9 protein-coding genes are annotated in these 15,126 nt (G+C 64.3%); 4 read left to right on the top strand and 5 right to left on the bottom strand.

Annotated features, from left to right (window positions below):
* Positions 1-362: 362 nt before the first annotated feature.
* A complete protein-coding gene (locus QRM89_RS07635; protein WP_192883978.1) occupies positions 363-1,643 on the top strand; it encodes a dicarboxylate/amino acid:cation symporter in 1,281 nt (426 codons plus the stop codon).
* Positions 1,644-1,898: 255 nt separating this feature from the next.
* Positions 1,899-3,899: a transketolase gene (gene tkt / locus QRM89_RS07630; RefSeq protein ID WP_042594981.1), complete on the top strand. Its 2,001-nt coding sequence runs from the start codon at positions 1,899-1,901 to the stop codon at positions 3,897-3,899.
* 311 nt (positions 3,900-4,210) lie between these two features.
* On the opposite strand, the gene QRM89_RS07625 is transcribed toward tkt, so the two are convergent.
* A complete protein-coding gene (locus QRM89_RS07625) occupies positions 4,211-5,206 on the bottom strand; it encodes an alpha/beta hydrolase (RefSeq protein WP_285447956.1) in 996 nt (331 codons plus the stop codon).
* Between the two features lie 593 nt (positions 5,207-5,799).
* On the opposite strand from QRM89_RS07625, the gene fhuE reads away from it, so the two are divergent.
* Positions 5,800-7,998: a ferric-rhodotorulic acid/ferric-coprogen receptor FhuE gene (gene fhuE / locus QRM89_RS07620; RefSeq protein ID WP_285447707.1), complete on the top strand. Its 2,199-nt coding sequence runs from the start codon at positions 5,800-5,802 to the stop codon at positions 7,996-7,998.
* Between the two features lie 294 nt (positions 7,999-8,292).
* Here the strand turns inward: fhuE and QRM89_RS07615 are convergent, their stop codons facing one another.
* Positions 8,293-9,204 (bottom strand): LysR family transcriptional regulator, encoded by a 912-nt coding sequence (locus QRM89_RS07615; RefSeq protein WP_115006788.1) that lies wholly within the window; start codon positions 9,202-9,204, stop codon positions 8,293-8,295.
* A gap of 103 nt (positions 9,205-9,307) precedes the next feature.
* Here QRM89_RS07615 and QRM89_RS07610 point away from each other — a divergent pair, with 103 nt between their 5' ends.
* On the top strand, positions 9,308-10,069 hold the full coding sequence (locus QRM89_RS07610) for an SDR family oxidoreductase (protein ID WP_161963474.1): 762 nt from the start codon (positions 9,308-9,310) through the stop codon (positions 10,067-10,069).
* A gap of 318 nt (positions 10,070-10,387) precedes the next feature.
* Here QRM89_RS07610 and QRM89_RS07605 read toward each other — a convergent pair whose 3' ends face one another.
* The 3 genes from QRM89_RS07605 to QRM89_RS07595 all read right to left on the bottom strand — a co-directional run bounded on the left by QRM89_RS07605 (position 10,388) and on the right by QRM89_RS07595 (position 15,113).
* Positions 10,388-11,122: a M23 family metallopeptidase gene (locus QRM89_RS07605; protein WP_285447706.1), complete on the bottom strand. Its 735-nt coding sequence runs from the start codon at positions 11,120-11,122 to the stop codon at positions 10,388-10,390.
* Positions 11,123-11,125: 3 nt separating this feature from the next.
* A complete protein-coding gene (locus tag QRM89_RS07600) occupies positions 11,126-12,100 on the bottom strand; it encodes a L,D-transpeptidase (RefSeq protein ID WP_228424090.1) in 975 nt (324 codons plus the stop codon).
* Positions 12,101-12,398: 298 nt separating this feature from the next.
* Positions 12,399-15,113, bottom strand: coding sequence for a TonB-dependent receptor (locus QRM89_RS07595; protein WP_285447705.1), 2,715 nt, complete (start codon positions 15,111-15,113; stop codon positions 12,399-12,401).
* Positions 15,114-15,126: the final 13 nt, after the last annotated feature.

The following is a 15,126-nucleotide window of genomic DNA, read 5'->3' as shown; positions in this document are numbered from 1 at the left end:
ATCGCAGGACACGCCGCAAGTACGTCCCTGTAGCTCTTTGGCGGCATCCATGCCGCCAAAGGTCCCGCGACGGTGGGCGGGCAAGGACCTGGCAAAGTGGTCGGTGCGTCGTTTCAACACTAAAGACAGGTCGGGGTAGGGCACACCGGCGCTGCTGCGGGTGCCGCTTGCGCCTTGGGGCGGCTGCGCCTTGACGTTGTGCAAGATGAGCGCCGTTTGCTGCCCGCTCCAGCGTCTGGAGCACATGGTGTCGAGAGGCGGGCCTACCCTAAGGACGGGCGCATGGGGCGCCTTGGGTAGGTGGCCGCGCCGGTGGTGTTTGTTAAGCTCCGGCCTTTGTGTCCAGACCAAGGCCTGTCCCGATGACCGCATCCCCAGCCGCGCGCCGCCCAGGCCTGCCCCTGCATTGGAAGATGGGCATTGGCTTCGCCATCGGCCTGGTGCTGGGTCTGGCCGTGTACTACCTGGCCGGGAGCGACGCCGAGTGGGTGCGGCTGGTGACCAAGTACGTCACCACGCCGTTCTCGCAGATCTTCCTCAATCTGATCTTCATGCTGATCGTGCCGCTGCTGTTTTCGGCGCTGGTGGTCGGCATTGCGGAAATGGGCGACATCCGCGCGTTGGGCCGGGTAGGCTGGCGCACGCTGGGCTATACGGTGGTGTTGTCGGGCATCGCGGTGTTGCTGGGCTTGGTTTTGGTCAATGTGCTCAAGCCCGGCGCAGGCGTGGACCCGCAACTGGCCAACCAGTTGATCCAGGAAAATGCCGACCGCACCCGCGAGATCATCTCCAGCTCCGGCACTCAGCCGCAGGGCATGGACATGCTGCTTTCCATCGTGCCGAACAACGTGATTGCGGCGGCCTCGAGCAATGGCGCGATCCTGTCGTTGATGTTCTTCGCGGTGATGTTTGGCGTGGGCATGGTGCTCACCGCCGATGAAAAAGTGGCCACGCTCAAGCGCGGCATCGAAGGCATCTTCGAGATCTCGATGACCTTGATCGGGCTGGTGATCCGCCTGGCGCCGTACGCGGTGGCCTGTTTCATGTTCAATCTGGCTGCGTTGTTCGGCTTCGATCTGCTGATTCGCCTGGGCGCCTACGTCGGCGTCGTGGTGCTGGCGCTGGGCTTGCACATGGTGGTCAGCTACGGGCTGGCGGTGAAGTTCGCCGGGCGTTCGCCGATCGGCTTCTTCCGGCAGACGCAGGAGGCCACGCTGATGGCGTTCTCCACCGCTTCCAGCAATGCGACCCTGCCAACCGCCTTGCGCGTGGCCGACGAGATGGGCCTGCCACCGCGGGTCTCGCGCTTCGTGCTCACCGTGGGCGCCACCGCCAACCAGAACGGCACCGCGCTGTTCGAAGGCGTGACGGTGATCTTCCTGGCGCAGTTCTTCAATGTGGACCTGAGCATCGGCCAGCAATTCATGGTGATGATCGTCTGCATCCTGGGCGGCATCGGCACCGCCGGCGTACCCTCCGGCTCGCTGCCGGTAGTAGCGCTGATCTGCGCGATGGTCGGCGTCAACCCGGTCGGCATCGGCATGATCCTGGGCGTCAATCACTTCCTGGACATGTGCCGCACCGCGCTGAATGTCACCGGCGATCTGGCGTTGACGACGCTGGTGGCTAAGGGTGAGAAATAGGTTGGGGATTTGGGATTCGGGATTTGGGATTTGTTGAAGCGGGCTGTTGCGCGCGTTGCGATACGTGGCAGGCATGAGCGCCGTAATGTGCTCCGCCTCAGGTCGCATCTGGACATACGGACGAGGCCGAACCGGCCAAGCGCGGGCTTCACCAATCCCGAATCCCCACTCCCGAATCCCGCCCCCTAACACGCTCTGTGGGAGAATACCGGTCTCCGCTTCCAGCGGTGTTCCCCTCCGCTTCCATAGACGCCCATGACCCAGCCCACCCGCCGCCAGCTGGCCAACGCCATCCGTTTCCTCGCCGCCGATGCGGTCGAAGCCGCAAAGTCCGGCCACCCCGGCATGCCCATGGGCATGGCCGATATCGCCGAAGTGCTGTGGAACGATTTCTTCCGGCACAACCCGAACAATCCGCAGTGGTTCAATCGCGACCGTTTCGTGCTGTCCAACGGGCACGGGTCGATGCTGCAGTACGCGCTGCTGCACCTGTCCGGGTACGACCTGCCGATCGAGCAGCTCAAGCAGTTCCGTCAGTTGCACAGCAAGACCGCCGGCCACCCTGAGCGCAGCGAAACGCCTGGGGTGGAAACCACCACCGGGCCGCTGGGGCAGGGCTTTGCCAATGCAGTCGGGTTCGCGCTGGCCGAGAAGTTGCTGGCACAGCGTTATAACCGGCCCGAACTGGAAATCGTCGACCACCGCACCTGGGTGTTCATGGGCGACGGTTGCATGATGGAGGGCATCTCGCACGAGGCCGCCTCGCTGGCCGGTACCTGGGGCCTGGGCAAGCTGGTCGCGTTCTGGGACAACAACCAGATCTCGATCGACGGCAACACTGCCGGCTGGTTCAGCGACAACACCCCGGCACGCTTCGAAGCCTATGGCTGGCATGTGATCCGTGATGTGGACGGGCACGACGCCGACAAGATCAAGGCGGCCATCGAGGCGGCGCTAGAAAACAGCGACAAGCCCACGCTGATCTGCTGCCGCACCAAGATCGGCTTCGGTGCGCCCACCAAGTCGGGCAAGGAATCCTCGCACGGTGCACCGCTGGGCAAGGAAGAGCTGGAAGGCGCGCGCAAGGCGCTGGAATGGCCGTACGGCCCGTTCGAGATTCCCGAAGAGATCTATGCCGGCTGGCGCGCGGGTGGCACCGGCACGCTGCGTCAGGCCGAGTGGGAGCAGCTGTTCGACAAGTACGCCAAGCAGTACGGCGAACAGGCCGACGAGCTGACCCGCCGGTCGCGTGGCGAGCTGCCGGCCGACTTCATCGCCCAGGCCGATGCCTACATCGCCAAGGCGCAGGAAGACGGCCAGACCATCGCCTCGCGCAAGGCATCGCAGCTGGCCATCGAAGCGTTCGCCCCGTTGCTGCCGGAACTGGTCGGCGGCTCGGCCGATCTGGCGCATTCCAACCTCACCTTGTGGAAGGCCAGCAAGTCGGTCGCCACCGACGACCCGAACGCCAACTACGTGTATTACGGCGTGCGCGAATTCGGCATGACTGCCATTGCCAACGGCCTGGCGCTGCATGGCGGCTTCATCCCGTTTGACGCCACCTTCCTGGTGTTCAGCGACTACGCGCGTAACGGCGTACGCATGAGCGCGTTGAATCCGGCGCATGCCATCCATGTGTACACGCACGACTCGATCGGTCTGGGCGAAGACGGCCCGACCCATCAGCCGGTCGAACACCTGGCTTCGCTGCGCTACATCCCCAACAACGATGTGTGGCGCCCGGGCGATGCGGTGGAGTCGGCGGTGAGCTGGAAGGCCGCGATCACTCGCAAGGACGGCCCGAGCTGCCTGGTGTTCAGTCGCCAGAATCTGCAGCACCAGCCGCGCAGCGCCGAGCAGATCAAGCTGATCGAACGTGGCGGTTACGTGTTGGCCGATGCCGAAGGCGGCACGCCCGACGTGATCCTGATCGGCACCGGCTCGGAAGTGGGCCTGGCAGTGGAAGCGAAGAAGACGCTGGATGCGGCCGGGCTGAAGACACGCGTGGTGTCGATGCCGTCCACCGACGTGTTCGATCGCCAGGATGCCGCGTACCGCGAGCACGTGCTGCCCAATGCCGTGCGCAAGCGCGTGGCGGTGGAAGCGGGCGTGACCGGCTTCTGGCGCAAGTACGTGGGCCTGGACGGTGCGGTGATCGGGATCGACACGTTCGGCGCGTCGGCACCCGCTGACCAGCTGTATGCGTACTTCAAGATCACGGCCGAGCACGTGGTCGAGGCCGCCAAAGCGCTGTAATGCGTCGTGGTGTTGATTGAAAAAAAGCCGGCGAAAGCCGGCTTTTTTCTTGGAAGGTCTGCGCGATGGGTGATGCTGCAGGTAGGCAGCATGCACCGCCACGTGCATCTCAAAACGTGGCGGCGTGGCGAATCACTGGCAGTGCATGTCGGCGACGCAGAGGTCGATCTGGCGCACACAGGCGGCGGCCCAGATCCATGCATCACTGCATGGAGGTCACTAGCTGCACAGCGTTGCAAACGCGTAAAAACAAGTGCACCCGATAAAGCCGGGCGCAGAGGTGCAAGCGTCTTGGCCCGGCATTGACGGGATCAGCGCGCGTCGTTCGCCACTGCCTGCGCGCGGACCCGCGTGGTCAACACCTGCAACTGCGTGTCCATCATGGTCGGGTTGGGGTCGTGGCCAGTGCGCGGCAGGATCAGGAACTCCTTGGTCGGCGCTGACAGCGTTTCGAAATACGCTTTGCTGACCGTCAGCGGCGTGACCAGATCCTGGTCGCCTTGTAGCAGATAGACCGGCATTGCGAAGACCGGCCCGAGTGCGCGCAGGTTGATCTGCGGCCCCATGCCATTACCCGCCAGCCCCACAAATTGCAGGAAGGAATAGTCTTCGCCGGCCTCGTAGGCCGCGCGATACTCGGGCGTGTCGTACTCGGCAGCAAATCTGAACCAGTTGGCCGGCGCCGGCTCGGTCCGCAACGCTTCGTACTTGCGGCTCACGCGCCGCAGAATCCCGAAATTGCGCGGGTTGGTCCACGGCGGCGGGCCGATCTGTTCGAGCTTGCCGAGCGCATCATGATCGTTGGCTGCCTGCACCAGCTGCATGGTCGCGGCATAGCCGGCCGCCACGTCGTCCTGGTAGTTGACCAACTGCGCGGTGCCGACATACGCATGGAACAGCTCAGAGTTGGCCTTGGCCATGTGGACGGCCAAGGCCGAGCCCCACGAGCCACCCATCAGGATGACCTTGCGCTTGCCGAGCTGTTGCATCGCATGGCGCGCCACCTCAACACCGTCTTGCGTCAGCCGTTGCATGGTCAGCGCTTCGCCCTCGGCAGGCTTGTTGGCGGCGTAGGTCTTGCCCGAGCCGCGCTGATCCCACTGCACGACGGTGAAGTCGCGCGTCCAACTGCCGAACAGGCGCTGCGCGAATGTGGTATTGGGGTTGCCCGGCCCGCCATGGACGATCAACACCACCGGATTGCGGCAGTCGGCGCCCTCGACCGTCACCCATTGCTGGATCCCGCCGATCTGTACAAGACCTGCCTCATGGACCGGCGCACCTGGCACCCGGCAGGTGTCGGCCAGTGCGGATTGTTTTGGTGCTGCTACACCTACCACGGGCGCGCACAGCGCCAGTAATGCAAACGCCTTCCAAAAGTTGTTCATATGCTCCTTGGTGCGCTGGCGCCCGGCATGCGCTGGGCGACGGTCCGTTGTTCCGCTGGTGCGCGGCATCCGCGTCGAGTGTTGCGCATGGGCGAACTCGGCCGCAATGGCTGTGAGTACTGATCTGCCTGGGCGGACAAGCGCGTCGCAAGCACGCGCGCCATGGGGACTTGGTTTGCTCGATAGCTGCGGAATCAGGCAACGCCGCCATACGATCTGCAGAGCGAATTCAGTGGAGACACCGCGCCATGGGATCGCGGGCTCGACCGACGTGGCGAGTTGCTGGAGCCGGCACCGTGCCGGACTGACCCGCTCCAGCAGGTACGAACCAGCCTCAGGTAGCGCTTGCTTCTCTCGGCGACCTGCCAAGCCAGCTCCGGTTTGCTATTTAAAATGTGAATCATTCCCATTAAAATGGCGCACTGCCGGTGGTATGGCACCCGTTCCTCCCCCCTTTTGTTGCCGGCGCTACGATCGCGTGCGGCCCAATCCGTCTGCGTTGGAGTCCCCCGATGAACCGTAGTACCCAGATGCGTCTTCCTTACGTGGGCGCACGCCGCCATGTCCTGCCGCGCGCGCTGTTCGCGGCGCTGTGCACGATGACGGCCGGCCAGGCCCTGGCCGAAGCGCCGGCTGCTGAGGCCGCCGCCGCCGATGCCGATGCCGAGGTCACCACGCTCGATGGCGTGAACGTCACCGGCGAGCGCGGCTACACGGTGGAGAAGACCACCGCCGGCACGCGCATGAACCTGTCGCTGCGCGAGATTCCGCAGTCGGTCACGGTCATCACCCGCGACCGCATGGACGACCAGAACCTGCAGAGCATCACCGACGTGCTCAACAACGTCACCGGCATTTCGGTGGCGCAGAGCGACAGCGAGCGCCTGGAGTTCTACGCGCGCGGGTTCTACATCGACAACTATCAGTTCGATGGCATCCCGGCCTACATGGAGCAGGCCTGGAGCTACGGCGACTCGGCGCTGGACGTGGCCCTGTACGACCGCGTTGAAGTGGTGCGCGGCGCCACCGGCCTGCTCACCGGCTCGGGCAATCCGTCCGCCTCGATCAACCTGGTGCGCAAGCACGCGCTCAGCCGCGAGTTCACCGGCACCGTGTCGGTGGGCGGCGGCGATTTCAACAAGACCCGCAGCGTGGCCGATGTCACCGTGCCGCTCAGCCCCGGCGGCAATGTGCGCGCACGTGTGATTGGCGTCTACCAGGACGGCGAATCGGACATGGACCGCTACAACCTGCGCAAGAAGATCGGCTCGGCGATCATCGATGCCGACCTCACCGATAGCACGCTGCTGAGCGTGGGCTACGAGTACCAGAAGAAGGAATCGGACGACGTCACTTGGGGCGGCTTCCCGCTGTTCTTCAGCGACGGCACGCGCACCAATTACGACCGCTCGTTCAATCCGGCCGCCGACTGGACGTTCTGGGATACGCGTCTGCAGCGCACCTTCGCCAGCCTGCAGCAGGGCTTCGACAACGGCTGGACGCTCAAGGCCAATGTCAGCCATGAGAAGACCGAAGCGGCCAATCATCTGTTCTATCCGTTCTATACGATCTTCGGTTTCGACCGCGCCACCGGCGGCGGCGTGGTGCCGTATTCGGGTAACTACCTCACCGAGCGCAAGGCCGACGGCGCCGACGTGTACGCGGAAGGCCCGTTCCAGCTGTTTGGCCGCGAGCATCACCTGGTGGCCGGTGCCAGCTACAACCGCCGCGAATTCACCAACAACGGCACCTTCGATTTCCCGGCGCCGCTGGATACTTACTTCGGCTGGAATGGCGCGTATCCGGAACCCAACTGGAGCCCGCGCACGGTGCAGAGCACCGGGACGATCAAGCAAAAAGCTGCCTACGTGGCGGGCCGTTTCTCGCTGGCCGACCCGCTGACGCTGCTGGTGGGCGCGCGCTACACCGACTGGCAGATCGACGGCGGTAACTTCGATGCCGCGCAGGGGCTTGTACCGTTCTCCGACACCCAGACCGAAGTCACCCCGTACGCCGGCCTGGTCTACGACATCAACGACGTGTGGTCGACCTATGTCAGCTACACCGAAATCTTCAACCCACAGACCTTGCGCGATACCAACGGCAGCTACCTGGATCCGTTGACCGGCAAGGGCTACGAAGCCGGTGTCAAGGCTGCCTGGTTCGACGACAAGCTCAACGCCTCGCTTGCCCTGTTCCGCATCGAACAAGACAACCTGGGCGTGGCCACCGGCGGCTTCGTTCCCGGTAGCAGCGAATCGGCGTATGAGGCCGCCAACGGCGTGGTCAGCGAAGGCTTCGACTTCGAGATCTCCGGCCGTGTGACCGCCGGTTGGAACACCACCTTTGGTGCCTCGCATTACACCGCCCGCGATGCCAGCGGCACGTCGATCAATACGCAGCTGCCGCGCACCACCATCAAGCTGTTCAACAGCTACACCCCGCAAGGTGCGTGGAGCGATCTGACCGTGGGCGGCGGCGTCAACTGGCAGAACCGTTCGTATTACGTGGACCCGGTGTACGGCGCGTTCCAGCAGAGTGCCTATGCCCTGGTCAGCGCGTTTGCGCGCTATCGCCTGTCACCGCAGTTCTCGGTGCAGCTCAATGTCGACAACCTGCTCGACAAGCGTTACTACGCGCAATTCAATGGCGGCTACGGCGCATGGGGCGCATCGCGCAATGGCATGCTGACCTTCAACTACACGTTCTGATCGACGCACACCTGGGGCGTTTCAACCTCTGATGGGCTTGGCAATCACACAGGCATCTCGCAGAGATGCCTGTGTTTTTTTGTGCGCTGATGATCTGTAACTTGATCGTTCTCTTGCGACTGCGACGACGTTTTCCACGTAGCCAGGAACAAGGATTTTTTGCGTTGCGATTCTGCGAAAAGCGAACGCTTGCGACACTGTTGCCACTTAAAGCAGTGCCAGATTGGCATGCCGAAGCTCGTCTACATGGCGCGCGCGCCAGCGCTGTAGCGCCACACCCGCGCCGATGAAAATTCAAGGCAAATGCGGCTCCAGATGCGGCGCCATCACTTGCGCAATCCAGTCCATGAACAGACGCACGCGCTGCGGTAGATGCCGGCGCTGCGCATACAGCAGCGTGACCGGCATCGGCTCCGGTGCCATCTGCGCCAACACCTCCACCAACGCGCCACTGTCCAGATGCGCCTGCAGTGGGCTGGCCGGTGCCTGGATGATGCCCAGCCCCGCACATGCGGCGGCAAGGTAGGCATCGCCGTTGTTCACCGTCACCGGGCCGCGCATCGGCAGCCAGTGGTACTGCGCACCGTCGTGGTATTCGAACCCGGGCGAGCGTTGGCCCAGCGTGGAGACGTAGTGCACCAGATCGTGCTGCGCCAGATCCTCAAGCGTCTGTGGCACGCCACGTTGCGCCAGGTATTGCGCGCTGGCCACGTTGATGATGCGCAGCACGCCCAGCGGCCGGCCGACCAGGCTGGTGTCTTCCACCGTGCCAACCCGCACCACGCAATCGAAGCCCTCGCGCACCAGGTCCACGCGGCGATCGGTGCCGCTGATTTCGATCTCCAGCTGCGGATGCTGGGCAAGAAAGGCCGGCAGCGCGGGAATCACGAACTGCCGCGCGATGCCGGCCGACATGTCCACGCGCAGGCGCCCGCGCAATTGGCTGTGGTCGCGCTGGAACATGCCCTGCAGTTCGTCCATGTCGTCGAGCAGATCGCGGCTGCGCTGGTAGAACGCGGTGCCGTCGGCGGTGAGTTGCACGCGGCGGGTGGTGCGATGCAGGAGCTGGGTGCCCAGCGAGGCTTCGAGCCGCTGCACGGCGGTGGAAACGCTGGCCTTCGGCAGGCCCAGCGTTTCGGCGGCACGGGTGAAGCTGCCGAGCTCGGCAACGCGCAGGAAGGCGCGGAGCGTGTCCATCGTGTCCATGGATTGGTCGCTGAGAGTGAACGGTGCAATCAGGATGTGGCGATTTATGTCATGCCACAAGGCTAATAGCCTGCGTCCTGTCCATTCACTCGCGGAGCACGGCATGCACAGCACCACACCCATCACCCTGATCACCGGCGGCAGCCGCGGCCTGGGCCGCAACGCCGCACACGCACTGGCCGCCGCCGGCCACGACATCGTGCTGACCTATCACCGCCAGGCCGACGACGCGGCCGCAGTGGTGGCCCACATCCAGCAACTGGGCCGCCGCGCGCATGCGCTGCAACTGGATACCGCAGATGTGTCCACGTTTGCCGACTTCGCTGCGCGGCTCAAAGACGTGCTGGTCGGTTGGGAGCGCACCCAGTTCGATGCGCTGGTCAATAACGCCGGCACCGGCTTGCACGCGCCCATCGCCGACACCACCGTGGACCAATTCGATGCACTGGTGAACATCCATCTGAAAGGGCCGTATTTCCTGACCCAGACCCTGTTGCCGTTGATTGCCGACGGCGGGCGCATTCTCAATGTCTCGAGTGGTCTGGCGCGTTTCGCGCTGCCGGGGTCTTCGGCCTACGCCATGATGAAGGGCGGCATCGAAGTGTTTACGCGTTACCTGGCCAAGGAGCTCGGCGCACGCGGTATTTCCGCCAACACCCTGGCGCCGGGCGCCATCGAAACCGACTTCAATGGCGGCAGCGTGCGCGACAACGCGCAGGTGAACGCGATGGTGGCCTCGGTCACCGCATTGGGCCGGCCGGGGCAGCCGGACGATATCGGCCCGGTGGTCGCCGCGCTACTGGCGCCCGGCACGGCGTGGATCAATGCGCAGCGGATCGAGGCATCCGGCGGCATGCTGATCTGAGGATCGCTGCCGCCTTCATCGTGCTGATGTGCCCACGCTGCACATCGGCGCAGGTGGGTGCTAGCAGCGGGTTTAGGTGTTGAGTGATGGGGCTGAGCAGACGCTTCGAACAGCGCAAAACGCATCGTCGCCTAGGGCCGCGATGCGCGCGATGATCTAGGCTACATCACCATCCGGATTTGAAAGTGTCGCTCATCAGGTATCGCTCACGCCTGCGAGCCGCGCATTGAATCCGGGTGATTCTGCATCGCTGCGGCACAGTGCGCAGCAGCGATGCAATTCACTGCACTGATCATGCAATGCGGCCGTGGCAGGCCGTCATTGCAACGTCTGATCACCATGCAGCACCGGGTAGGGATTCAGCGCCTCGCCCTTCCACCATTCGCGTTCCGGGCCGAGGCGGTGAATTTCGAAATGCAGATGCGGTGCGGCGGGATCGGCATTGCCGGTGCTGCCGACGTAACCGATCAGCTGCCCGCGCTTGATCACCTGCTTTTCGGCCAGGCCGTCCGCATAGCGCTGCAGATGTGCGTAGTAGTAGCAGTACTTGCCGCCGGGCTCGAACTGGTAGACCGTCAGGCCACCGCGCTTGCTGTCGAACAATTTCTCCACGGTGCCGTCGGCCACCGCGAGCACCGGCGTGCCGGCCGGTGCCAGGATGTCGATCGCATCATGCACGCGGCCTTCGCTGCGCGCGTCGGTGAAGGTGTCCTGCAACTGGCTGCTGGTGATGCCTTGCACCGGGATCAGCAAGGCCACGTTGTTGCTTGCCGATGCCTGCTCTACCTGTGCAGCGGACGGGCCACCGACCGGTGCCGCCATCGCGCTCGCTGCCTGTGCCGGCGCAGCTGCCGCCGCTAGCGGTGTGGCAGCAGCCATCGCCTCAGGTGCTGCTGATGCGGGCGCGCGTTGCGCAGCAGGCGCGGATGCCGTGGCTGGCGTCGCCACCGCTGGCGATGCAGCCACAGGGTCGGCGGCGTGGCGCAGGTCCAGCCACCAATACCCGGCCGCACCGATCAGCACGCCCACGATCAGCATCATCAGCGTCTTCATGGCTTACTCCTGCATCACCACGGGCACCGAGGCGTCCACCACGCTGGCCAGGTTCACCACGTCCCAGTTGGTCAGGCGCACACAGCCATGCGATTCGGTCTTGCCAACGTGGCCCGGTTCCGGTGTGCCGTGCAGGCCGTAATGCGGCTTGGACAGATCAATCCACACGCGGCCCACCGGGTTGTTCGGGCCCGGCGGCAGCGTGGCCTTGCCTTCGCCGGGTTTGGCATCCCAGAACAGTTTGGGGTTGTAGTGGAACTTGGGATCGCGTGAAATGCCCAGGATCTTCCAGCGCCCGATCGGCAGCGGATCGTGCTTGCTGCCCGAAGACACCGGGAACTGCGCGTACACCTTGCCCTGCGCATCGAACAGCCGCAGCGTCGAATCGGATTTGTCGATCACCAGCTTGGCCGGCTTGCTCAGCGCAGGCACACCGTCCACGTTGGGCGCCTGGATCACGCTGCCGGCCTTGCTCAGGTCAACACCCGGATTGAGCTGGCGCAGCAGGTCCGGGTCGGCGTGGAAACGCTCGCCGAGCGCTTCTTCGATGGAGACATAGCCCAGCGCCGGCAACTTCGCCTGCTCGGCGGGGCGGTCGGGAATCGGCTGGAACGGGCCGGCCACGTCGGCATCGGTCAGCGTGTACTGCACCAGTGCCGGCGTGGTGTCGGCCTGCAAGGCCTGCCAGGTAGCGTCATCCAGCTCGCCGGTAACCTTAATGCGGTGTGCGGCCTGGAAACCGGAGATGGCGCGCTTCTGGTTCGAGCCGCGCTGGCCGTCGATCTGGCCGGGCGAAAAATGCGCACGGTCCAGCAGCACCTGGGCGTGCAGGTCTGAACGCGGTCCGGTGCCTACCGTGGTCGGTGCGCTGATCGGGGCAGGTGCGGCGGCCGGCTGCTGGGCCTGCGCGACCGAGGACAGCGCCGCGCCCAGGGCCAGGGCCAACAAACAGGCGCGAGCATGAAAACGTGAAGGCATGGGTGGTTCCAGAGAAGGCGTGCACGCACCTTGCCGCAGTGGGCTGCGTTCCCGCCGTGAAATCCCTGCACCCGGAGTAACTGCCTAAATCACTGACGCCTGTGGCGCGCGCGCGGCAATGCGCCCGTTGCCCAAGCACTGCCGCCAAACAACGCGCGCTCAGGTTGATTGCCGCGATCAGTGGCATGCACGTGCGACGCGCGGCGGCCAGCTCTACATTTCCACGCAGACCATTGGCGTGGCCACCGCACGCACAAAGATGGGAAGACCGGCGCTGCGTCTTCCCGTCGCCGCTTGGTCAATAGGTGTATCCCACCGTCAGCATGTACGCCCGCCCGGTCTGCACGTAGGCGCCGTCGGCACCGGGGTCGTAGGCCATGTAGCGTTTCGATGTGCCCTGCGTTTCGTAGAACGTTGCCGCATTGAGCAGGTTCTTCGCCGACACGCCCACATCGACATGGTGGGGCAGGTGATAGGTGGCGTTGAAATCCAGCGACTTCACCGGCTGCAGATAGTAGTTGAGCCGATCAGTGGTGAGCCCCAGCAATTGCAGGCCGGTGTAGTTGTAACTCAGGTCGGTACGCAGATGGCTATCGTCGTAAAACAGATCCAGGTTGTAGATGCGCTCCGGCGCGCGCGGCAGCCAGGTCTTTTCCGGTTGGTCCGCCCGTTTGCTGTCGGCTGCGCTGTGCTGCAGGGTGAGATTGGCATTGATGCCGAAGTGGCTCCAGATGCCGGGTAATGCCAACAGCCGTTTGCTCGCCGCCAGTTCCAGGCCGTAGAGCGTGGCGGTGCCGCCGTTCTGCGGCATGGTCACCGGTACGCCGTTCTCGAAAGTGGTGCCGGTCGGCACCAGCCCGCCGAGCGTGTTGTCGTTGCTGGTCGCCGACTGCGAGGTGTAGATGAAACCGGTGATGCGTTTGTAGTAGGTCGATGCACTGAGCACGCCGCCGTCATGGTCGTAGAACTCGGCAGACAGGTCGGCGTTGTCTGCCTTGCTTGGCTGCAGATCGGGATTGGGTTTGGAGATGCCGACCACGGTCTGGGTGTCGTCGATCGAATACACGGTTTCGCCGGAAATCAGCCCGAATGCCGGCCGGCTGAAACTGCGCCGCAGCGAGGCGCGATACACGGTGAGGTCGTCGGGCCGGTAATTGATGCTGATGCCGGGTAGAACCTGGCCATAGGTGCTGCCTGTCCCGACAAACTCACCGGTGCTGCCATCGCCACGCGATTGCCAGGAATCTGCCGCGTAGCGGGTCAATTCGTAGCGCACACCGGGCAGCACGCTCACCGAGCCGATGTGCAGCGCCGCCATCGCATAGCCGGAATAGATTGCTTCGGTGCTGGCGGTGGTGTTGGCGTTGTAATCGTTGGCGGTGTAGACGCCGGCGCCGGTGGGGTCGTTGAGGTACTTGTAGGGCAGCGCTTGGGCCAGCATCCAGTTGCGGTCCAGCAGCTTGAACGGCCCCGCGTAGTGGCCGTTGAAGGCGTTGCCGGTCACGCGCCCGGGGATGGCGCTCAGCGGCGGGCCACCGGCCGTGGGAAACGCATAATTGGGGCCGCCGAAGTACGGGCCGTTGGTGACGAAGTTGCCATCCTTGTGGAAGAACGGATGGTCGTAGGCACCGCGGTCGGCGTGGTCGGCAGACAGGCCCAGTTTGACGCTGTCCAGCAGGTCGCCATCGACCTGGTAGGCGATATCGGTGTGCGCGTTGACGCGGTTGTCGTGGCTGCCGGCATCATGGCCCTGCACTTTCCATAGCAGCGACGCGTCCAGGTTGTAGAAGAACGCTTTCAACGCAGCGGAGCTGGGACCGATGCTCGGATACGTCGGGTCGCTCAGATCGAAGGCGAAGCTGCCCGGGGTAAAGCCGTACAGGCTCGCCGACACGTAATCCGGGCGGCTGCGGGTGCCGCGCCCGACAGAGGCGCCGTAATCCACATGCAGGCGATCCAGCGTGGTCTTGCCGCCCAGTTGCAAGGTTGCCAGTGTCTCGTCGATGTCGTGCGTGTTGAAGTAGCCACCACGTACGGCAGTGGGTTGGTTGCGATAGGTTTCCAGGCGCGCGCTGGACTGGTCCTGCTGGCCGGTGACGCCGTAGCTGCCGTAGATGGCGCGTGCGTAGAGCGCACTGGTGTCGCCCTGCCAGTCGAGCGAGAGATTGCCGCCGTAGCGTTCGATCTGGCTGGTGTAGAGGCTGTACTTGTAGCGGGTGCTGATCAAGGACCCGGCAGTGCGCAGGTCGGTCGCATTGGCCAGCGCCGGATCGGCAGGCACGTATTTGCTGTTGGGCGCAGGCGCCTGCGCCATGTTGTTGTTCTTGCCGTAGTAGGCCGATGCGTAAACACCGAACGCATGGCCATCGCCAAATTTCCAGGCCAGTTCCTGCTGCAGCGTACCGCCGCTGTCCTTGCCGCCCAGCGTGGAAGCCAGCGCGTTGAACTGGCCTTGCGCGGTGGTCTTGGCGTAGAGGTCGCGATCGAAGTCGAAGGCATTGGGCGTGCGCATGTCGATCGCACCACCGATCGAATCGCCCGGCATGTCCGGGGTGGGCGATTTGGACACCTGGACCGACTGGATGCCGAACGGCGCCAGCATGTTCAACGAGATCGCACGCGTTGAAGAGTCGGTCTCCGGCATGCCGACACCGTTGAGCGTGTAGGCGTTGTAGCTGGCATCCATGCCGCGGATGCTCACATACGCATTCTCGCCGGTGGTGGCCTGGCCCAGGTGCATGTCGCTATACGCGGACAGCCCCGGCATGTGCGCCACCACATCGGCGATGCCGCCCGAGGGAATGGCATCGATCTGCTGTTTGCTCATCACGCTGTTGACGCTGCTGGACAACCGTTGCTCGTCGAACGAGCCGGGTGTGGCGACGTGCTTGGCCTGCACGGTGACCGCATCCAGGGTCGTGGTGCTGAGTGCAGGCGTCTCGGCGAACACGGGTGCGGACAGTGCCAGCGCAATGGCGCAAGTCAGGCGGTGGGCGGAACGGGGATGCTGCATGCGGTAGCTCACA

Source organism: Xanthomonas sp. LMC-A-07 (assembly GCF_030208825.1).
Taxonomy (GTDB): Bacteria; Pseudomonadota; Gammaproteobacteria; order Xanthomonadales; family Xanthomonadaceae; genus Xanthomonas; species Xanthomonas campestris.
The sequence above is the reverse complement of the archived record's forward strand: the minus strand, read 5'-3'. Positions and strand labels throughout refer to the sequence as shown.